19 protein-coding genes are annotated in these 19,853 nt (G+C 66.5%); 8 read left to right on the top strand and 11 right to left on the bottom strand.

The features are described 5' to 3' along the window. Positions 1-28: 28 nt before the first annotated feature. From QY917_RS11020 to QY917_RS11040, 5 genes are read right to left on the bottom strand one after another with little or no spacing between them, the layout of a single operon-like run. Positions 29-2,293: a methyl-accepting chemotaxis protein gene (locus tag QY917_RS11020; RefSeq protein WP_123676173.1), complete on the bottom strand. Its 2,265-nt coding sequence runs from the start codon at positions 2,291-2,293 to the stop codon at positions 29-31. Between the two features lie 21 nt (positions 2,294-2,314). Continuing rightward, positions 2,315-2,842: a chemotaxis protein CheW gene (locus tag QY917_RS11025; RefSeq protein WP_011806673.1), complete on the bottom strand. Its 528-nt coding sequence runs from the start codon at positions 2,840-2,842 to the stop codon at positions 2,315-2,317. Positions 2,843-2,858: 16 nt separating this feature from the next. Then, on the bottom strand, positions 2,859-3,224 hold the full coding sequence (locus QY917_RS11030) for a PleD family two-component system response regulator (protein WP_011806674.1): 366 nt from the start codon (positions 3,222-3,224) through the stop codon (positions 2,859-2,861). An 11-nt stretch (positions 3,225-3,235) separates the two neighbouring features. Further along, positions 3,236-3,628 carry a PleD family two-component system response regulator gene (locus QY917_RS11035; RefSeq protein ID WP_015914196.1) on the bottom strand — a complete coding sequence of 131 codons (393 nt, stop codon included), beginning with the start codon at positions 3,626-3,628 and terminating at the stop codon, positions 3,236-3,238. 51 nt (positions 3,629-3,679) lie between these two features. Then, complete coding sequence (locus QY917_RS11040) at positions 3,680-3,832, bottom strand: rubredoxin (protein ID WP_011806676.1); 153 nt, start codon at positions 3,830-3,832, stop codon at positions 3,680-3,682. Between the two features lie 115 nt (positions 3,833-3,947). On the opposite strand from QY917_RS11040, the gene QY917_RS11045 reads away from it, so the two are divergent. From QY917_RS11045 to QY917_RS11055, 3 genes are all read left to right on the top strand, one after another. After that, a complete protein-coding gene (locus QY917_RS11045) occupies positions 3,948-4,892 on the top strand; it encodes a bifunctional hydroxymethylpyrimidine kinase/phosphomethylpyrimidine kinase (RefSeq protein WP_011806677.1) in 945 nt (314 codons plus the stop codon). Beyond that, complete coding sequence (gene hemL, locus QY917_RS11050) at positions 4,876-6,180, top strand: glutamate-1-semialdehyde 2,1-aminomutase (protein WP_123676172.1); 1,305 nt, start codon at positions 4,876-4,878, stop codon at positions 6,178-6,180. The genes QY917_RS11045 and hemL overlap by 17 nt, the downstream gene beginning before the upstream one ends. A 182-nt stretch (positions 6,181-6,362) precedes the next feature. Next, a complete protein-coding gene (locus tag QY917_RS11055) occupies positions 6,363-8,123 on the top strand; it encodes an alkaline phosphatase (protein WP_123676171.1) in 1,761 nt (586 codons plus the stop codon). Positions 8,124-8,209: 86 nt separating this feature from the next. Here the strand turns inward: QY917_RS11055 and QY917_RS11060 are convergent, their stop codons facing one another. From QY917_RS11060 to dusB, 4 genes are all read right to left on the bottom strand, one after another. Continuing rightward, positions 8,210-8,677: a c-type cytochrome gene (locus tag QY917_RS11060; RefSeq protein WP_123676170.1), complete on the bottom strand. Its 468-nt coding sequence runs from the start codon at positions 8,675-8,677 to the stop codon at positions 8,210-8,212. A gap of 19 nt (positions 8,678-8,696) precedes the next feature. After that, the gene (gene purH / locus QY917_RS11065) at positions 8,697-10,298 is read right to left on the bottom strand and encodes a bifunctional phosphoribosylaminoimidazolecarboxamide formyltransferase/IMP cyclohydrolase (protein WP_123676169.1); all 1,602 of its coding nucleotides are present in this window, start codon (positions 10,296-10,298) and stop codon (positions 8,697-8,699) included. Positions 10,299-10,380: 82 nt separating this feature from the next. Beyond that, complete coding sequence (locus tag QY917_RS11070; protein ID WP_011806682.1) at positions 10,381-10,614, bottom strand: Fis family transcriptional regulator; 234 nt, start codon at positions 10,612-10,614, stop codon at positions 10,381-10,383. Beyond that, entirely contained in the window at positions 10,595-11,656 is a 1,062-nt protein-coding gene (gene dusB / locus QY917_RS11075; protein ID WP_123676168.1) for a tRNA dihydrouridine synthase DusB, read from the bottom strand. Before dusB ends, QY917_RS11070 begins: the two co-directional genes overlap by 20 nt. Positions 11,657-11,825: 169 nt before the next feature. On the opposite strand from dusB, the gene QY917_RS11080 reads away from it, so the two are divergent. Further along, positions 11,826-12,359, top strand: a complete 534-nt coding sequence (locus tag QY917_RS11080; protein ID WP_123676272.1) for a YqaA family protein — start codon at positions 11,826-11,828, stop codon at positions 12,357-12,359. A gap of 22 nt (positions 12,360-12,381) precedes the next feature. Here QY917_RS11080 and QY917_RS11085 read toward each other — a convergent pair whose 3' ends face one another. Then, positions 12,382-13,353 carry a LysR family transcriptional regulator gene (locus QY917_RS11085; RefSeq protein ID WP_015914204.1) on the bottom strand — a complete coding sequence of 324 codons (972 nt, stop codon included), beginning with the start codon at positions 13,351-13,353 and terminating at the stop codon, positions 12,382-12,384. 202 nt (positions 13,354-13,555) lie between these two features. Here QY917_RS11085 and QY917_RS11090 point away from each other — a divergent pair, with 202 nt between their 5' ends. Together QY917_RS11090 and QY917_RS11095 are read left to right on the top strand one after the other, a co-directional pair. Then, a complete protein-coding gene (locus tag QY917_RS11090; RefSeq protein WP_123676167.1) occupies positions 13,556-14,569 on the top strand; it encodes a tripartite tricarboxylate transporter substrate binding protein BugE in 1,014 nt (337 codons plus the stop codon). Between the two features lie 14 nt (positions 14,570-14,583). After that, the gene (locus tag QY917_RS11095; RefSeq protein ID WP_088888378.1) at positions 14,584-16,002 is read left to right on the top strand and encodes a M20 family metallopeptidase; all 1,419 of its coding nucleotides are present in this window, start codon (positions 14,584-14,586) and stop codon (positions 16,000-16,002) included. A 197-nt stretch (positions 16,003-16,199) separates the two neighbouring features. Here QY917_RS11095 and QY917_RS11100 read toward each other — a convergent pair whose 3' ends face one another. Beyond that, entirely contained in the window at positions 16,200-16,706 is a 507-nt protein-coding gene (locus tag QY917_RS11100; protein ID WP_123676166.1) for a GNAT family N-acetyltransferase, read from the bottom strand. A 444-nt stretch (positions 16,707-17,150) separates the two neighbouring features. Between QY917_RS11100 and QY917_RS11105 the strand changes: the two genes are divergently transcribed. Next, entirely contained in the window at positions 17,151-18,308 is a 1,158-nt protein-coding gene (locus QY917_RS11105) for an STY4528 family pathogenicity island replication protein (RefSeq protein ID WP_162844552.1), read from the top strand. A gap of 604 nt (positions 18,309-18,912) precedes the next feature. Further along, a complete protein-coding gene (locus QY917_RS11110) occupies positions 18,913-19,776 on the top strand; it encodes a phage integrase N-terminal domain-containing protein (protein WP_123676164.1) in 864 nt (287 codons plus the stop codon). The last annotated feature ends 77 nt before the right edge of the window (positions 19,777-19,853 follow it).

Below are 19,853 nucleotides of genomic sequence, written 5' to 3' on the forward strand. Positions count from 1 at the left end.
TCCGGAGCAAGTTCGTTAATGGAAGACGTCAGGCAATCTTGAATCGCGCCACCGACTGGCGCAGTTCCTCGGCCACGTGAGACAGTTCACGCACCTGCTGCGCAGTCGTACGGGTACCTTCTCCGGTCTGCTCCGTCACCGCAAAAATATGCTGGATGTTGTCTGCCACGCCGTTGGCGAGGTCCGCTTCACGGGAGGCTGACGATGAGATCTGCTCAATCAGCTCGGCCAGCCGCCGCGACACGCGGTCGATCTCCGAAAGCGCGGTTCCTGCGCTGTCCGACAGACGCGCTCCTTCCACCACGCCCTGGGTGGAACGCTCCATAGCGGCCACCGCGTCCTGGGTGTCGGTCTGAATGGCCTTCACGAGCGCCGAGATCTGGCGCGTGGCGTCTGCGGAGCGCTCCGCGAGACGCTGCACTTCTTCCGCCACCACCGAGAAGCCGCGACCGGCTTCACCGGCGGAGGCAGCCTGGATGGCCGCGTTCAGAGCCAGCACGTTGGTCTGCTCGGTAATGTCCGAGATCAGCTCGGTGATTTCGCCAATCTCCTGGGATGACTCGCCCAGGCGCTTGATGCGCTTGGACGTATCCTGGATCTGGTCGCGGATGGCGTTCATACCACCGATGGCGTTTTGCACGGCCTGCAGACCCTGGTCGGCGGCCTGCAGCGACTGGCGGGCCACCGAGGCGGATTCCTGCGCTTGCGAAGACACGTCGTTAATACGCGTTGCCATCTCGAGCACCGAACGGCCCGTTTCACGGATTTCACGCAGCTGCTCGGTCGAAGCCGCCAGCAGTTCCGTAGAGGTGCTGTCCACCTGCGCGGTGGTCTGGGCCATCCGGGCCGCGGTGTTCTGCACGTTGCCCACCAGCTGGCGGAGCTCTTCCACCGTGTAGTTCACCGAGTCGGCGATGGCGCCCGTGATGTCCTCCGTCACGGTGGCTTCCTGCGTCAGGTCCCCCTCAGCGACCGATTGCAGTTCGTTCATCAGTCGCAGAATGGCCGCCTGGTTGGCGTCGTTGATGCGCTTGGCTTCCTGTTCCTGGCGCTTGGCATCACGCTGCTGTGCTTCGGCCGTGGCTTGGCGGCTGCGGCTGTCCAGCAGCTGCACGCGCGAAATACCCACGCCGCACAGCAGCACGAAGATACCGGCCACGGCGAGCGCGGCGAACTGGCCCGCACCCATGCCCGATTGTGCCGACAGCTTGCTTTGCAGGCCTTCCAGTTGACGGCGCAGCGGTTCGCTGTCTGCCAGGATGGCCGACTGCGCCTCACGTGCGGACACCAGACCCTGGAGGTTGCCCAGGATGGCGCCGGCTTGCGTACGCGTCTGCTCATACAGCTTGATGAGCGACTCCAGTTGCTCGCGGGTTTGGGCGTCGCGGGTGGCAGCCAGGCGAAGGTCGGCGCTACCGTCCAGCATGCCCTGTGCGATTTCCTTGAAGGAGTTCAAGTCCTTGCCCAGCAGGAACACCGCCTCGGGGCTCACGCCCTCCGTCGTTTGGAACTCGTTAGCCGACTTGCCGATACGCTGAGTCAACATCACCAGCTGGCCTGCGGCAGAAATCTCGGAGGCCGGCGCATTTTGCTGAAGCTTCAGGGACGAGACCGTCTCCGCGATCTCCAGCAGGTCCGAGGACTGGCGGTTGATGGTACGCAGAGCGTCGCCCACCTGCGTCAGGATCTTTTGCTGACCCATCACCACGCCGGCGTTGCGCTCGGCACGCTCCACCAACGGCGTGATGGCATCCAGTTCGGGGCGGAAAGGCTCACCCAGTGCCTGCACATCCAGTTCGTTGTCGCCCCCGTTGAGTGCGCGCACGTTGCGCGCCAGCACGCCCGAGCTCTCCACCACGTCGGGGAAGGCCTGGGGGCTGCCCACCAAGGCCTGCGACACGGACTTTGCAAGCCGCTGCGACTGCATCAGCGACTGGCCGGTCGCCGTCAGCTGCTGCGCCGAGCGGTTGGCTTGCTGCAGAACCCAGCCGGCAATCAAGGCGAGCACCACCAAGCCAACACCCAGCAGCATCAGCAGGCGGCGCTGGTGGACGGCGGTGGTTGCGCGGCCCAGCAGAGGCAGCGAGACCAAGTCTTCATCCGCAAACTCCCCTTCGGGGTACTGCGCCGCATCGCCGGGATCGCCCTGCACGCTGGCCATGCCATCGGTCTGGTACGCATCGGCAAGCAGGCCGCCCGCCGGGTCCTGCGCCAAGTCAGCGGGGTTCAGCTCAGCATCCGGGTCGGCGGGCTTGCGGTTAAACAATTTTCCAAATGGATTGACGACGGACATGGTGCTGCCTTACAGAAATAATCAAGCGCTGATGCTGAGAAAAGCGGGATGCTGGGAAAGAGCGTGCAGGTTCAATTCCTGCCAACGCGTGCCCTGTGCATCAAGATAGGTGGTGCCGAAATAGGGGGGCGCATCGGCCTCCGGCGGCTCGGAGGCGACGAAGGCCTCCATTCCCCGCAGGCCGGACAGCCGGTCCACGAGCAAGGCGGCATTCACGTCCAGCGCACCATTGAAGGCCAGCAGGCTGGATTCTGCCAAGGCCTGCTCCGTGCGCATCTGCGCGGCGCCAAGGAGGCCCGCCAGATCCACCACGCCGGTGAGCGCGCCACGCAGGTTGGCCACGCCCAGGAACCACGGTTGGGTATACGGAACGGGCTGCACCCCGCCCCAGGGGAAGATCTCCCCCGATTGTCCAAGGGGAAGAAGGAAATAGCGTCCGGCAGACTCCACGGCCAACCAGGACGACACGGACACACCCTCGCCTCTGGCAGCCTGCAGCCGGGCGGCAAGTCGTGTCTGTAGCTCTTTCAGGGCTTCGCGGTTAGCCATGGGTATGCAGCCGGCCTCAGTTCAGCGCGTCGATCTTGGCCTGCAGTTCTGCAGGATCGACTGGCTTGGTGATGTAGCCGCGCGCGCCCTGGCGCATGCCCCACACGCGATCGGTTTCCTGGTTCTTGCTCGTGCACATGATGATCGGCACATCCGCATACTGCGGATCGCGGGTAATGGCACGGGTCAGCTGGAAACCGTTTTGGCCGGGCATGACCACGTCCATCAGGATCAGGTCCGGCTTTTCCTCGGCCAGACGGCGAAATGCCTCTTCGGCATTCTCGGCGGTACGCACTTGCATGCCCTTTTTCTGCAGCAAGTCGGTCAGAAACATCAACTCGGTCTTCGAGTCGTCCACGACCAAAACTTTCTGAATCGGCATTACAAAACTCCTTATTGGGCATTTCCAAATTGCTGCACAGCCTGCAGCAACTGGTCTTTGGTAAATGGTTTGGTCAGATATTCCTGGCAACCGACCATACGGCCGCGCGCCTTATCGAAAACCCCGTCCTTGGATGAAAGCATTACCACGGGCGTATCAGCAAAACGCGCGTTGCGTTTGATGATGGCGCAGGTCTGATAACCATCCAGCTTAGGCATGAGGATGTCGCAGAAAATCAGCTGAGGCTGGTAATCATTGACTTTGGCCAAGGCATCGAAACCATCGTCGGCCAATAAAACCTCGTGCCCTCCCTGCTTGAGGAAAATTTCGGCGCTGCGCCGTATGGTATTGCTGTCGTCCACCACCAGGACACGGAAGGTGGGACCGGTCGTCGTCGTAGCCAATTTCTCACTGCTCCTGAGGAACGAAAAAACAACGCTGGCAGGAGCCGCGCCTCAAATCTCGACCATCTCGAAGTCTTCCTTGCGGGCGCCGCATTCGGGACAGGTCCAGTTCATGGGAACGTCTGCCCAGCGGGTGTTGGGGGCAATGCCGTGCTCGGGGCAGCCCGCAGCTTCGTCATATATCCAACCGCAAATCAAACACATCCAAGTTTTTGGGTCCGTCACAGCTTAAGGGGCCTTCACATAGAATGCAACGATTGTATCTAGTCATCACTGCCGGATGCAGCTTTCGTGCCACCGGTTACGCTGGCACCCACCCATGCAATCGAATACCCCTTCAGCACCCGACAGCCAAAGCTTGACGGCGGATGACAGCGAATCCACCGCCCCCACCATCTGCGTGATGGTTTTCAATGCAAACGACCCCAGCGGCGCGGGAGGATTGGCGGCCGATATTTCGGCGGTGTCCTCGGTCGGGGGGCATGTCGCGCCGGTGGTGACCGGGACCTATGTGCGTGACAGCGCCGAGATATTCGACCATTACGCCTTCGAAGACGAGACGGTCGCCGAGCAGGCCCGTGCCGTGCTGGAAGACATGCCGCTGCACGCGATCAAGGTCGGCTTCGTGGGGAGCCCCGAGAACCTGAGCGCCATCTCCGAGATCGCCGCCGACTATGCGGACGTGCCCGTCATCGCCTTCATGCCGGACCTGTCGTGGTGGCAGGACGACCTCATCGACCAGTACCACGACGCCTTCCGCGAGCTGTTGCTGCCGCAGACATCGGTGTTGGTTGGAAACCACAGCACCCTGTGGCGCTGGCTGCTGCCGGACTGGGGCAGTGAGCGCCCACCCTCGGCACGCGACCTGGCCATGGCAGTCGCGGAGATAGGCGTGCCCTATCTATTGGTGACCGGCATTCCCGCGGCGGAGCGGCATATCGACAATGTGCTCGCCTCACCGCAGACGGTGCTGGGCAGCGGGCGCTTCGAACGCTTTGAAGTGACTTTCATCGGAGCGGGCGACACCCTGTCGGCCACCCTGGCGGCGCTCATTGCCACCGGCAGCGACCTGGGCGAGGCCACGAGCGAAGCGCTCACTTACCTGGACGGCTGCCTGCAGCACGGATTCCGCCCCGGCATGGGCCATGTGCTGCCCGACCGCATGTTCTGGGCCCAGCCCGACGACGAGGACACCGACGACGACGTATCTCCCTCCGCGGTCGTGGAGGGCTTCGATTTGCCACCCCATGACACACAGCACTGACCTCAATCTCCCCCTTTTCGAACGCGCCAAGGCGCTCATCCCCGGCGGCGTGAATTCGCCGGTGCGCGCCTTCCGCGCCGTGGGCGGCACGCCCCGCTTCATCACGCGTGCCCAGGGCGCCTACATGTGGGACGCCAACGGCCAGCGCTTCATCGACTACATCGGCTCCTGGGGACCCATGATCCTGGGCCATGGCCACCCGGCCGTGCTGGAGGCCGTGCAGAAAGCGGCCCTGGAGGGCTTCAGCTTCGGCGCGCCGACCGAGCGTGAAGTGGAGCTGGCCGAGGAGATCATCCGCCACGTGCCCTCCATGGAGATGGTCCGCCTGGTCAGCTCGGGCACCGAGGCCGGCATGAGCGCCATCCGCCTCGCGCGCGGCGCCACCCGGCGCAACAAGATCATCAAGTTCAACGGCTGCTACCACGGCCATGCCGACTCGCTGCTGGTCAAGGCCGGCTCGGGCCTGGCCACCTTCGGCCACGCCACCAGCGCCGGCGTGCCGCAAGAGGTGGTGCAGCACACCCTGGTGCTGGAATACAACGACGTGGCCCAACTGGAGGAGGCCTTCACGCTGCACGGCCCCGACGTCGCCTGCGTGATCATGGAGCCCATCGCCGGCAACATGAACTTCGTGCGCGCCAGCGTGCCCTTCATGCGCCGCGCGCGCGAGCTGTGCACGCAGCACGGCGCGTTGCTGGTCATCGACGAGGTGATGACCGGCTTTCGCGTGGCGCTGGGCGGGGCGCAAAGCCTGTACGCCCAGGCCATCCCGGGCTTCAAGCCGGACATCACCGTGCTCGGCAAGGTCATCGGTGGCGGCATGCCGCTGGCGGCCTTCGGCGGCTCGCGCGCCGTGATGGAGCAGCTTGCGCCGCTGGGTCCGGTCTACCAGGCGGGCACGCTGTCGGGCAACCCGGTGGCCACGGCCTGCGGACTGGCCACGCTGCGCGAGATCGCCAAGCCCGGTTTCTACGACGCCCTGGGCGCCCGAACCCGCGCCCTGATCGACGGCCTCGCGGGCGCGGCCAGCGCTGCGGGTGTGCCGTTCTGCGGCGACACCCAGGGCGGCATGTTCGGCTTCTTCCTGCTGCCGCAACTGCCGCAGAACTACCCCGAGGTGCTCAACACCGACGGCATGCGCTTCAACACGCTGTTCCACGGCCTGCTGGACGGCGGCGTCTACATTGCCCCAGCGCTCTACGAAGCCGGCTTTGTGAGTGCCGCCCACACCGAGCAGGACATCGCCGACACCGTGGCCGTGGCGCGCGACGTGTTCCAAAAGCTATAGTTTTCATAGCTTCCAGCGTTTGATGGGAGAGCGCTGGAGGCATAAAACGTGCTTACTCGCCCGCATCCATCCCTGCGGGTGACCGGCGGATGGGCGCACTGACGCGTGCGCGACGGTGGTTCATGAAACCGTCATCCCTTGCTGCGAGCCTTGGCGGGTTCATCACCTTTCTCCCGCCCGCCATGCAGCGACACGACGATTCCAAACCCCTCACCAACCTCCTGCAGGCTGCGCACGCCAGCACCCCGCCCGCCGCAGACGGCGGGCGCCGTCGTTTCGTGCGGCAGATCACGCTGGGCGCCGCCGCGCTGGGCACCCTGCCCCTGGCGGCCTGTGGCGGCGGCGACGATGACGCACCCGCCGTACAGTTCGCGCACGGCGTGGCCAGCGGCGACCCGCTGGCCGACCGCGTCATGCTCTGGACGCGCGTCACGCCGCCCGCCGACTTCAGCGCCGAGATCCCCGTGCAGTGGGAGGTGGCCAGCGACGCCGCCTTCGCCAGCATCGTGGCGCGCGGCGAGGTGCGCACCAGCGCCGCGCGCGACTACACGGTCAAGGTGGACGCCACGGGCCTGAAGCCCGCCACCGTCTACCACTACCGCTTCAAGGCTTTCGAGGCCACCTCGCCCACGGGACGCACCCGCACCCTGCCCACGGGCAGCGTGGCCCAGGTGAAGCTGGCCGTGTTCTCGTGCGCCAACTACCCGGCCGGCTACTTCAACGTGTACGCCGATGCCGCCCGGCGCGGCGACCTGGACGCCACCGTGCACCTGGGCGACTACCTCTACGAATACGGCCAGGGCGGCTACGCCTCGGGCAACGCGGCGGCGCTGAGCCGCCTGTCCCAGCCGGCCAACGAGATCCTGAGCCTGGCCGACTACCGCACGCGCCATGCCCAGTACCGCACCGATGCCGACCTGCAGGCGCTGCACGCCGCCGCGCCCATGATCGCCGTGTGGGACGACCACGAGATCGCCAACGACACCTGGATGAACGGCGCGGAAAACCACCAAGCCGCGGAAGGCAGCTTCGCCGCGCGCAAGGCCGTGGCGCTACAGGCGTACCACGAGTGGATGCCCACACGCAACGCGCAGCCGGACGTCATTTACCGCAGCTTCGCCTTCGGCAACCTGCTGGCGCTGCACATGCTGGACACGCGCGTGGTGGGACGGGATGCGCAGGTCGACTACGCCGCCTTCTTCAAGCCCGGCGGCTTCGACGCAGCGGGCTTCACCGCGGCCGTGGGCAATCCCGCGCGCCAGTTGCTGGGCACCGCGCAGACGCAATGGCTGCAGCAGCAGATGGCCGCCTCCAGCGCCACCTGGCAGATGCTGGGCCAGCAGGTGCTGATGGGCCGCATGAACATCCCCGCGCCCATCCTCATGGAAACGCTGCAGCCAGGCAGCGGCGTGACGGTGTCGCGCTACGCGGCCATCGTCGCCAAGGCGCGCACGGCGCCCGCCACGCTCACGCCGGAGGAGCAAGCCATCCTGGCGCAGCCCTCCATCCCCTACAACCTGGACGCGTGGGACGGCTACCAGGCCGCCCGCGAGACGGTGCTGGGCATGGCCCGCGCCATGAACAAGAACCTGGTGGTGCTGGCGGGCGACACGCACAATGCCTGGGCCAGCGAGCTGAACGACATGAACGGCAACCCCGTGGGCGTGGAGTTCGCCACCTCGTCGGTGAGCTCGCCCGGCTTCGAGGAATACCTGCCCAATGAAAACCCGGCCACGCTGTCGGCGGCGCTGCTGCAGCTGGTGGAGCCACTCAAGTACTGCGACACCGCGCGCCGCGGCTACATGGTGGTGACCGCCACGGCCACCGAATGCCGCGCGCAGTGGGTGTACGTGAACACCATTACCAGCCGCCAGTTCACCACCAGCGCCGAGACCACGCTGGCCGTACAGGCCGGCACGCCGGGCCGCCTGCTGAAGGTGTGAGCGGGACGGCGCAAGCGGTGCCGCCGTCCACGCGAGTGGTTTACAGCGTTTTCTGACTCTAACACCCGTCCAATAAGCGCTAACAGCTATTGATTCAATAGCACACCACCCTCGGCGGGCGGCAGCGCCAACAGCCACTGCGCCATCTGCAGGGCCTGCGCCTCGGTGATCTGGGGATGGCGCGGCATCAGCGTGCGGCCCCATACGCCTACGCTGCCCTCGCGGATCCTGCCGGCCAGGTACGTGGCCGCATCACTGCGGCCGGCGTAGCGCGCGGCGATCTGGCGAAAGCCCGGGCCTACGGCGTGCCGCTCCAGGCCATGGCAACGCAGGCAATCCGATGCCTCGACCAGCGCGCGGCCCGCGGCCCGTTCCGGGTGCGCCTGCTGGGCGGCGTCCAGCGCCTGGGCTGCGGGCCCCGGCTGCAGGATGCGCCAGCCCACGTTGAGCACGCCCAGCACCACCAGCACCATGAACACCACCAGCGCCCAACCCAGCCAGCGGGGCCGTGGCGGCGGTGTGTCGTCGTGCAGCGGGTCTGGGTCCACCGGCATGCGGCGTGGTCAGCGCGTCTCAGTGACGGAAGTGGCGCACGCCCGTGAAGACCATGGCCACGCCGCGCTCGTTGGCCGCGTCGATGACCTCCTGGTCGCGCATGGAACCGCCGGGCTGAGCCACGCAGGTCGCGCCCGCGTCGACCACCACGTCCAGCCCATCGCGGAACGGGAAGAAGGCGTCGCTGGCCACCACGGTGTTCTGCAGGGACAGGCCCGCGGCCTGCGCCTTGATGCTGGCGATACGCGCCGAATCCAGCCGGCTCATCTGGCCCGCACCCACGCCCATGGTCATGCCGCCCTTCACGAACACGATGGCGTTGCTCTTGACGTACTTGGCCACCTTCCAGGCGAACATCAGGTCCTGCATCTCTTCCTGCGTGGGCTGCTTGAGGGTCACCACCTTCACATCGGGCAGTTGCAGCTCATGGTTGTCGGCCGTCTGCAGCAGCAGGCCCGAACCCACACGCTTGGCGTCCATCAGGTTGCGCCCCTGCTCCCACGCCGTGGCACCGCCGGAGGCAGGCAACGCGATCTTCATCAGGCGCACGTTGGCCTTGGCCTTGAACACCTCCAGCGCCTCGGGCGTGAAGTCGGGCGCCATCAGCACTTCGACGAACTGCTTGGCGATCTGCTGCGCGGCCGCGCCGTCCACGGGGCGGTTCAGCGCGATGATGCCGCCGAAGGCGCTGGTGGGGTCGGTCTGGAAGGCCTTGCTGTAGGCCTCCAGCGCGCTCGTGCCCACGGCCACGCCGCAGGGGTTGGCGTGCTTGACGATCACGCAGGCCGGCAGCTTGAAGCTCTTGACGCATTCCCAGGCGGCGTCGGCGTCGGCGATGTTGTTGTATGAGAGTTCCTTGCCCTGCAGCTGCACGCCGGTGACGATGGAGCCGGGCGCGGGGTGCAGGTCGCGGTACAGCGCGGCCTGCTGGTGGCTGTTCTCGCCGTAGCGCAGGTCCTGGATCTTTGTGAAGATGCCGTTGCTCTGGCCGGGGAACAGCGCGCGTTCGGGCACGTAGCTCTCGGACAGCTTGGCCTCGTCGAACTGGATGGACGACAGGTAGTCGCTGATGGCGCCGTCGTACTGCGCGATGCGGTTGAACGCCGCCACCGACAGCGCGAAGCGCAGCTTGTCGGACAGCTTGCCCGCGGCCTTCAACTCGCCCAGCACCGCGTCGTACTGGTCGGCCGAGGTGACCACGCCCACGTCCTTCCAGTTCTTGGCAGCGCTGCGCACCATGGCGGGGCCGCCGATGTCGATGTTCTCGATGGCGTCGGCCAGCGTGCAGCCGGCCTTGGCCACCGTGGCCTCGAACGGGTAGAGGTTGACCACCAGCAGGTCGATGGTGTCGATGCCGTGCTCCTTCAGCGCCGCCATGTGCGCAGGCAGCTCGCGGCGCGCCAGCAGGCCGCCATGCACCTTGGGGTGCAGCGTCTTCACGCGGCCGTCCAGCATCTCGGGGAACTGCGTGACCTCGGCCACCTCGGTGACGGGCAGGCCGCTCTCGGCCAGCAGCTTGGCGGTGCCGCCGGTGGACAGCAGGCGGATGCCCAGCGCATGCAGTGCCTGGGCAAATTCGACGATGCCGGTCTTGTCGGAGACGGAGAGGAGTGCGTTCATGGGGGACTCGTGATGGTTTTGATGAAATCGGGCTGTAGCGCTTGATGGGCAAGCGCCACCAGCTATTCTTTTAGAAGCAACATCAGAGCAGCTTGTGCTCCACCAGCTTCTTGCGCAGCGTGTTGCGGTTCAGCCCCAGCCATTCGGCGGCGCGGGACTGGTTGTTGTCGGCGTGGCTCATCACCACCTCCAGCAGCGGCTTTTCCACCAGGCGCACGACCATGTCGTACACGCCGTCGGGCGTCTCGCCGCCCAGGTCGCGAAAGTAGCCCTGCAGGCTCTCGCGCACGCATTGTTCAATGTTGTTCCGGCTCATGCTCTGTTTCCCTCACGGGCGGGACCGCGTCGGCGCCGTCGTGTGCGGACGGCAGCCGGTCCATCTGCGCGCCCAGCGCGCTGAAGAAATCGGCCACCGCCTGCCACTGCGCCGCGCAGTCCTCGATGGTGTTGATGTGGTGTCGCAGTGCCTCGCCGCCCGGCAGCGCGCGCACATACCAGGCGATGTGCTTGCGCGCGCTGCGCACGCCGCTGGCCTCGCCGTACAGGCCGTAGTGGTCCTGCAGGTGCTCCAGCAGCAGGCGGCGCACCTCGGCCACCAGCGGCGGCGCGAGGTGCTCGCCAGTGGCGAGGTAGTGGCCGATCTCGCGGAAGATCCACGGCCGGCCCTGGGCCGCGCGCCCGATCATGACCGCGTCGGCGCCTGTGGCGGCCAGCACCGCCCGGGCTTTCTCGGGCGACGTGATGTCGCCATTGGCCACCACGGGCACGCGCACCGCGGCCTTCACGGCAGCGATGGTGTCGTACTCCGCCTGGCCCTTGTACCCCTGCTCGCGCGTGCGGCCGTGCACGGTCAGCATCTGGATGCCCACGTCCTCGAAGCGGCGCGCCAGCACCACGGCGTTCTTGTGCTGCTGGCACCAGCCGGTGCGCATCTTCAGCGTGACCGGCACGCCGCGCGGTGCGCAGGCGGCCACCACGGCCTCGGCGATCTCCACGGCCAGGGCTTCGTTCTGCATCAGGGCGGAGCCCGCCCACTTGTTGCAGACCTTCTTGGCGGGGCAGCCCATGTTGATGTCGATGATCTGTGCGCCGCGGTCGATGTTGTAGAGCGCGGCCTCGGCCATCATGGCCGCGTCGGTGCCGGCGATCTGCACCGCGATCGGGCCGGGCTCGCCCTCGTGGTTGGCGCGGCGGCTGGTCTTGAGGCTGTTCCACAGATCCTTGCGCGAGGTCACCATCTCACTCACCGCATAGCCCGCGCCCAACCGCTTGCACAGCTGGCGAAACGGCCGGTCCGTCACGCCCGCCATGGGGGCGACGAACAGGCGGTTGGCCAAGGGAATGGGGCCGATCTGCATGGACGGTACGGGCGGGCTGGGGGTGTGGGGGCGAAGGGGCGGATTCTACCTGCCCAAAATTTCAGCAACCGAAAAGCCAGCACTGCGATTGCGCATGTTGCGCCCGCGGGTGGCGACACAGCCAGCGCACCGCTGCCCCTACACTCGCAGCCCTGCTATGGAAATCTGGATGCACCAACTGCTGGACCTGCTGGCTCTGCCCCAATTCGGCCTGAGCACGGTGTTCATCGTGGCCTTCATCTCCGCCACGCTGCTGCCCGTGGGCTCGGAGCCGGCGGTGTTCGGCCTGGTCAAGCTGAACCCCGAACTGCTCTGGCCCGCGATCCTGGTGGCCACGGCCGGCAACACGCTGGGCGGCGCGGTCAGCTGGTGGATGGGCCTGGGCGCGCACCGCGCCTGGGACGCCGCGCGCCGGCACCGCCATGCGGGCCATGCGCAGCCCCCCGCCAAGCCCGCCCGCGAACTGAGCCGCACCGAACGGCGCGCCCGCGTGTGGCTGCGCCGCTGGGGGCCCAAGACCTGCCTGCTGAGCTGGCTGCCCGTGGTGGGCGACCCGCTGTGCGCCGTGGCAGGCTGGCTGCGCATGCCGTTCTGGCCCTGCCTGCTCTACATGGCGATTGGCAAGTTCTTCCGCTATGCCAGCATGACGGCCGGCCTGCTGTACCTGGTGCCGGGCGACTGGGTACGCTGGCTGCACGCCTGACCCCCGCGCCCGGCTGAGCGCCTCACCCCAGGGGATGCGCGGCACGCCACAGCTTCAGCAGGTCCTGCAGCAACGGGGGAGCCGGCTCCCGCGCATGCATCACCCCCAGGTCGGCCAGCGCCAAGGCCGCGCGGTCCACCGCCATGTCCAGAATGCGGATTCCGCCCGCCGGGCGGTCATGCGCCAGGCCGGGCACGATGCTGCGCGGCACCAGGGCCACGGCGCGCGGGTGGCCGAGCAGCCCTTCCAGCACCGGCAGCGACACGGTGGACACCGGAAACCACTGCGCCTGCGGCAGCTGCGCCAGCACCGTGTGCTCGAAGATGTCGCGCACAGCGATGTTGGAAGTCGGCAGCACCCAGCGCGCGTCCCCGAGCGCCGCCAGCGGCACGGCCTGACGCACCGCCAGCGGATGGGTGCCGGCTGCGACAACCACTGCCTCGTCGCGCAGCAGCGGCTCGAACACAAAGCTCTCGGGCAACAGCGCAGGACGTCGGCAGAACACGGCGTCCAGCCCGCCACTGATCAAAAGCGACAGCAGGCGCGGCCCCTCGCTCTCCTGCACATCCACATGCACCTGGGGCCGCAGCGCATAGAACTGCGCCAGCAACTGCGCGAGGATGGCGTGCGCGGCTGCGGGGATGGAGCCCAGCCGCAGCGCGGCCGACGCGCCCATGCGGATCGCGGCCAGTGTTTCCGACACGTCCTCCAGTTGGTTCATCACGCTGCGCACGGCGTCGATCAGCGCCTGCCCAGCCTGGGTGGGGCGGATGCCGCGCGAGTGCCGCTCGAACAGCCGCAGATCCAGCACCCGTTCCAGCTCCGCCAGCGCCTGGGTGGCGGCGGACTGGCTCATGTCCAGATGGGCGGCCGCCTTCGCGATTGAGCAGCACTGCTGCAGGGCCAGCAGCAGTTGCAACTGGCGCAGGCGTACATGCTTGGCCAGGCGTGAGAACAGCACGCGGCCTTCGGGGAAGCTATCGGATTCGCGCATAGGTTCTCCAGGTTGTCCTTAGAGACTCGGATGCTCCAGTATGCAGCCATCGGTCCTGCTTATACCTTCCTGTCAAAACGGTGCCCGCGGGCAACCGGTTTTTTCTATATTCGCGGCACATGCAATGCGTGCATGAGCAGCAACGATTCACGCATACCCCGGCGTCTGGTTTTTCGACGCTTGAACCTGAAGGACACCTCCCATGCGCAACACCCCTGTGCCCGCCCGACGCCTGAGCCTCAAGTCACTCACCCTCTCCACCCTCGCCGCGGGCGCCGCCCTCGCACTGTCCCCTGCCGCACGGGCCGCCGACGCCTATCCCAGCAAGCCCGTCAAGCTGATCGTGCCGTTCGCGGCCGGCGGTTCGACCGACATCGTGGCCCGCGTGCTGGCCGAAGGCATGCGCCAGACGCTGGGCCAGTCCATCGTGGTGGACAACAAGGCCGGCGCGGGCGGCCTGCTCGGCACGGAGGCCCTGGCCAACGCGGCAGCCGACGGCTACACCATCGGCATGGCCACGGTGAGCACCATGACCATCAACCCGCTGCTGTACACCCGCGCGGCCAACCTGGGCGCCAAGCTCACCCCCGTGGCCAACCTGGTCACCATGCCCTCCGTCTACATGGTGCACCCCAGCCTGGGCGTAAACAGTTTCGAGGCCTTCGTGGCCAAGGCCAAGGCACAGCCCAAGCAGATCAGCGGCGCCGTACCGGGGCCGGGCACGCTGGGCCACCTGATGCTGGCGTCGTTCAACGAGACACTGAAGACCGACATCCTGGTCGTGCCCTACCGCGGCAACGGCCCTGCGCTCAACGATGCGCTGGCCGGCATGGTGCAGGTGATGCCCGACCAGCTGCCCTCGTCCCTGCCCCACATCAAGAGCGGCAAGCTGATTGCGGTGGCGCTGGCCTCCGAAAGCCGCTCGCCCGAACTGCCGAACGTGCCCACCTTCAAGGAACTAGGCTACAACGACCTGAACCAGCTGGGCATCAGCTGGTTCGGCATCGTCGCGCCCAAGAACACGCCCGCCGCCATCGTCAAGCGGCTGCAGGAGGCGGCTGTCAAGGCGGCGCACCTGCCCGACGTGCAAAAGCGCCTCAAGACCCTGGGCACCACCCCCACCGACATGGACCAGAGCCAGTTCGCAGCCCAGATCACCGCGCAGACGCAACGCCACAAGGTGCTGCTGGACAAGGCCGGCGTGAAGCCCGAGTAAGCAGGCCGATTCCCATGCGCTCACTGCAGGACTTCTTCACACGCGAAACACCGCGCATGCATGCGCTGGCGGACCAGATCTGGTCGCTGGCCGAGCTGCGCTATGCCGAGACGGCGTCCGCCCAGCTGCACATCGATGCCCTGGCCGGTGTGGGCTTTCGCGTCACGCGCAACGTGGCCGGCATCCCCACCGCCTTCATGGCCGAGTGGGGCGACGAGGGGCCGGTGATCGCCTTCCTGGGCGAGTACGACGCCCTCTCGGGCATGAACCAGCAAAGCGGCGCCCTGGTGTGCACGCCGTCCGTGGACAGCCCCGGCCTGGCCGGGCACGGCTGCGGGCACCACCTGCTGGGCACCTCGGCCCACTTCGCCGCGATTGCGCTGCAGGCGCACCTGCAGGCCACGGGCGCGAAGGCGCGCGTGCGCTTCTACGGCTGTCCGGCCGAGGAAGGCGGCTCGGGCAAGACCTTCATGGCGCGCGAAGGCGCGTTCGACGACGTGGACGCCGCGCTTACCTGGCACCCGGCCAGCTTCACGGGCGTCTTCAGCCAGAGCACGCTGGCCAACATCCAGGCCAGGTTCATCTTCCACGGCAAGGCCTCGCATGCCGCGCACTCGCCCCACCTGGGCCGCAGTGCGCTCGACGCGGTGGAACTCATGAACGTGGGCGTGAACTACCTGCGCGAGCACATGCCTTCGGACGCCCGTGTGCACTACGCCGTGACGGACTCGGGCGGCCTGTCGCCCAACGTGGTGCAGGCCCGCGCCGAGGTGCTGTACCTGATCCGCGCGGCGCGCAACCACGAGGCCGCCGAGCTCTACGAGCGCGTGCAGAACGTGGCGCGCGGCGCGGCACTGATGACCGACTGCCGCGTGGAGATCGTGTTCGACAAGGCCTGCTCCAACCTGCTGCAAAACACCACGCTGAACCAGGTGCTCTACGCCAGGCTGCAGGCCGAGGGCGCGCTGGCCGTGGATGCCCGCGAACGGGGCCGGGCGGCGGACTTCCAGGCCACGCTCAGCCCGGGCGACATCGACGCCGTCAGCCGCCCGCTGGCCAGCGTGCTGCGCGGCCAGGTGCCCGCCGTGTTCGAAGGTGTGGCGCCCTACGACCCTGCAGCCAACGAGACCATGTTCGGCTCGACCGACGTGGCCGACGTGAGCTGGATCACCCCCACCGTGCAGGCCTGGGTGGCCTGCTATGCCTTCGGAACGCCGCTGCACTCATGGCAGATGGTGTCGCAGGGCAAGTCCTCCCTGGCGCACGCCGGCATGGTGCGCGCCGCCAGGGTGCTCACGGCGACGGCCATCGAGCTGGTACAGCAACCCGGACTGATTGCCCAGGCCAAGGCGGAGCTGCTGGAGCGCCGGCAGGGCCAGCCCTACACCTGCCCGATCCCGGCCGAGGTGCCGCTGCCCTTTCTGCGCCCATAGGCACACGGCGTCCACCATGACGCCGTGCGAAATCACTTCAAATTTGATAGCTGCCAGCGCTTATACACAGTGCGCCAGAGCCGCTTTTGGCTTGAATTCTCAAGCCGCAGGCTGGTGGTGCGGCCGCCAGGCGCCTCCCGGCGGGTACCGTCGCCGGCACCCCACTTGCGCCAGGCCGGCTCCTGCTTTCGCGCGCCCTATGCCGGAGCCGTACCGCACCCGGCCAAGGCCCCGGCGCGTTGCCAGCAGTAGGTCCAGAGGCCATCCTCGATGCCCAGCGCCTCCAGCCGCCGCCAGCCCTGCGCCTCGAAAAAGGCCTGCGCCTGCGGGTTGTCGTCGGCCACGTAGGCGCGCCAGTGCGGTCGTGCTTTCAGGGCGGGCAGCGCGCACAGCGCCTGCCAGGCGCGCCGCCCCCAGCCCTGGCCACGACGCCGGGGATCGACGGCGAAATCGGTGATCACCCAGCAACCCACCTCCGGGTCGGGCGTGAGCCCGACGACGGCCAGCAGCACGCCATCGGCCAGTACCGCCCATTCCTCGCCATTGGTGTCGGCCAGCACATCCGCCAGCCACTCGTCATCCATGGGGCCCAGATGCCGGTCCAGCAGCGGGTCCGCGTACCAGCGCCGGTAGGCGGCAAAGTCCCCTGCCTGAAAGCGCCGCACCTCCGTCACGGCGTGCGGCGACGGCTTTGCAGCACCCATGCCTGGACTCCTCTCTGCGGTTCGATGCGATTGCCGGCAGGCTCCGCGCCCTGCCCAGAGCGCCAGACCCCGCGGCGCTCGCCGCCGGTGCGCACCCCGGCCGCCGCCATGGCCTGCGGCGCCGTTCCGGTCTGTCCCGCAGAGGCTGCGGGACCGGCCCCGGTGGTCAGACGTTTAAACGTTGATCGGTCGGCAAAGGGCCGTGAATGCTAGGTTTCGCGGGGAAATCGGGCCACGGGCTTTGCGGGAATCGCTGGAAGTACCCCCAGTTGTACCCCCAAGGGGGTATCGGAATGATAGATCAGTCTGGATGCCGATGCCAGCGCCACGCCCAGCCGGATAAAACGGTTATGGCGCAGACCGCATTGTTGGCTGACGCATGGAGCGGTACGCGATGAGATGCAGGGGAACGGGCCACTGTGGCCCAGACCTTGGAGAACGCTCATGGCAGACCATCACACCCGCCACAACCCGCTGGGGCAAGATGCCCTGTTCACCACGCCCGCCTCGCTCATGCTCGATGCTCGCCTCACGCCGCTGGAGCGCAATGGCTGGCAGGTTCTGCGCATGCTGCGCTCTGCGGAAGGCATCAGCCCGCTGGCGAATATGGGGCAGTTGCGCCGCTATCTCACCACTACACCGCTGGGGCAGCGGGCCGGGTACGAGACGGCCCGGCGCGTTCTCGTCGTACTCCGGCTGACGGGCTGGATCAGCCTGGTAGGCCAGCACCGCGATCCGCTGACGGGGCACGTGCTCAGCGAGCTGTATCAGGTTCACGAAAGCGCCCTCGACTTCCAAGAGGCTTGCACGCTCGATGCCAGCCTGCCCGCGCTTCTGCAATCTTCCATCGGCCACGAAAACAACCAGGTGGATCGGGTGGCCATTCACATTCAGGCAACGCTGGCGCAAGCGCCGGAAGCCGCTTCCATTGCGACCCACGATCAGTTCCGCGATGACGATGATTTGCCCCCTACTCCGCCGACGCAGGCGAGCGAGACAGCCGACCCACTGCCATTGTCTGGCGATTCCGCTGGCAGCACGCTTGTTCCACAACAGACCGAACACGCTCGCCACATGACGGCTGAGCAGGGTAGTACGTATAAGACGTATATGTATAAAAAAGAACGTACGTACCGCGCGCGCGAAGGCGACGGCAATCCGGCATCGCAGTCGGTGAGCTTGCCGCCTTGCCTGAGCAATGCCCAGGCAGATCAGCAAAAGGACGTGCAGGCCGCCTTGCGGCGGCTGCCGCCGCAGCATCGCCAAGAAGTACTCGACGAGCTGCAGGCGCGCAGCCAGAGCGGCACCGTGCGCAATGTCGTGGCCTACTTCTTCGCCTTGGTGAAGCGCGTTTTTGCGGGCGAATTCCGCTTGTGGGCAGGTCGCAAGGAGGCGTCTACCACCCCACGGCCTGCCGAGAATCGGCCTGCAGTTCCACCGCGTACCGAAAACCGCCCAGAATCGCCTGCGCAACCGGCATCACGTGAAACCGCCCTGGCGCACATCGCCAACATCCGCAAGATCATGAACACCTCGACGAACGCCGGGGACATCGCAGCGCAGGCAATGCAGGCCAGGGGATGGCAGCCGCATCCTGCGTAGCAGTAGATGCTGCCGCGAAACGGGGCGTCACTGCACGCCGCAGTGACGCCCCACGCAACACCGCAAACAATGCGGGCGAAAGCCAGTTCCTATTGCGTGCGGCAGACATGATGATGGCCGCCCTAAACTGACCGGGCAGTTGCCAAGACCGATGGGCTTCGTACATCGGCAACCCCAACAGCGCAGGTTCCTGCAAGCGCTGGCCCGACAGGGTGGAGCCACCCCAGGTATGCCCAGGCTCCGACCGCATACCGGCCCTACCTAGGGCGGAGCCTTCTTCGTCTGTTTTAAATCATCCCTACCGCTCCGCCTGGCGCACTGTCCTTTGCGGCAATGGCCTGTGCGCAACGCACAGGGTTCCCGCTGCATTTCTTATCCCACTCACTTCATAGGAGGACTCGTCCACGTTCACATCACTTTCGTCTTGTAGTACCTCCGTCCGGGCTTCCAGCAGGGGGCAAGACGGACGCCTCATTCGAGGCTCTGGTGTCTCCTGAACACCATGCCCTTGCCCTCACGGGATCTCGCCTTGGCGAGTTGGCACCAACACTAACCAATGAATTTCAGGACAACGCAGTACGGCGCTTTGCTTGGAGGCCGGAAGATGGACGACTTGACCTATACCCTGCGGCAGCTCTGCCAGCGCAACCGTGACGGCAGCTACAACACACAGGCGGACCGGATGAGTTCCCTCGCGCTGGCTGCACGGCAACTGCGCGAGGCGGGTTTCCGGCAGATGAAGGCATCGTCGCTCAAGGGCAAGCATGTCCAGGCGCTGCTGGATCGCTGGCTGGGAGAAGGCTTGTCGTCCGGCACCATCAAGAATCGGCTCTCTCACCTGCGCTGGTGGGCCGAGAAGATCGGCAAGGCCGGCATCCTGCCGGCGGACAACACGCAACTCGGCGTGGCCGAGCGCCGCTATGTGACCAACATCAGCAAGGCCCAGGAACTAGGCACAGGTCTTGAACAGGTCACCGACGCGCATGTACGCATGAGCCTTCAGCTACAGGCCGCCTTCGGATTGCGTCGGGAGGAAGCGATCAAATTCCAGCCCAGTTATGCGGATCGAGGTGACCACATTGCCCTCAAAGGATCATGGACGAAGGGCGGCCGGGAGCGCACGGTGCCCATCACCACGACAGAGCAACGCGACGTGCTCCAGGCAGCACACCACCTGGCAGGCATAGGGTCATTGATCCCGGCAAACAAAACCTACATCCAGCAGCGGCACGTCTACGATGGACAGTGCAAGGCTGCAAGCCTGAGCAATATGCATGGCCTGCGACATCGGTATGCACAGATGCGATATGAAACACTAACGGGGTGGAAGTCACCGGCAGCAGGCGGCCCTGGCACGGCTCAACTCGACCTATCGCAACGCCTTACCGACCAACATGTTCGGCAGCAAATCAGTCGTGAACTTGGGCACGAGCGAGTCAAGGTGACAGCGATATATCTGGGAAGCTGAGGTTTACTTTGCCGAACCTGCCACTGTATCCAAACTCGCGGCTCTGAAATCCAGCCATCAGCGTGTCAGCGTGCGAA

Origin of the sequence: Diaphorobacter sp. C33 (assembly GCF_030503915.1) — a bacterium.
Lineage (GTDB): Bacteria > Pseudomonadota > Gammaproteobacteria > Burkholderiales > Burkholderiaceae_C > Diaphorobacter > Diaphorobacter nitroreducens.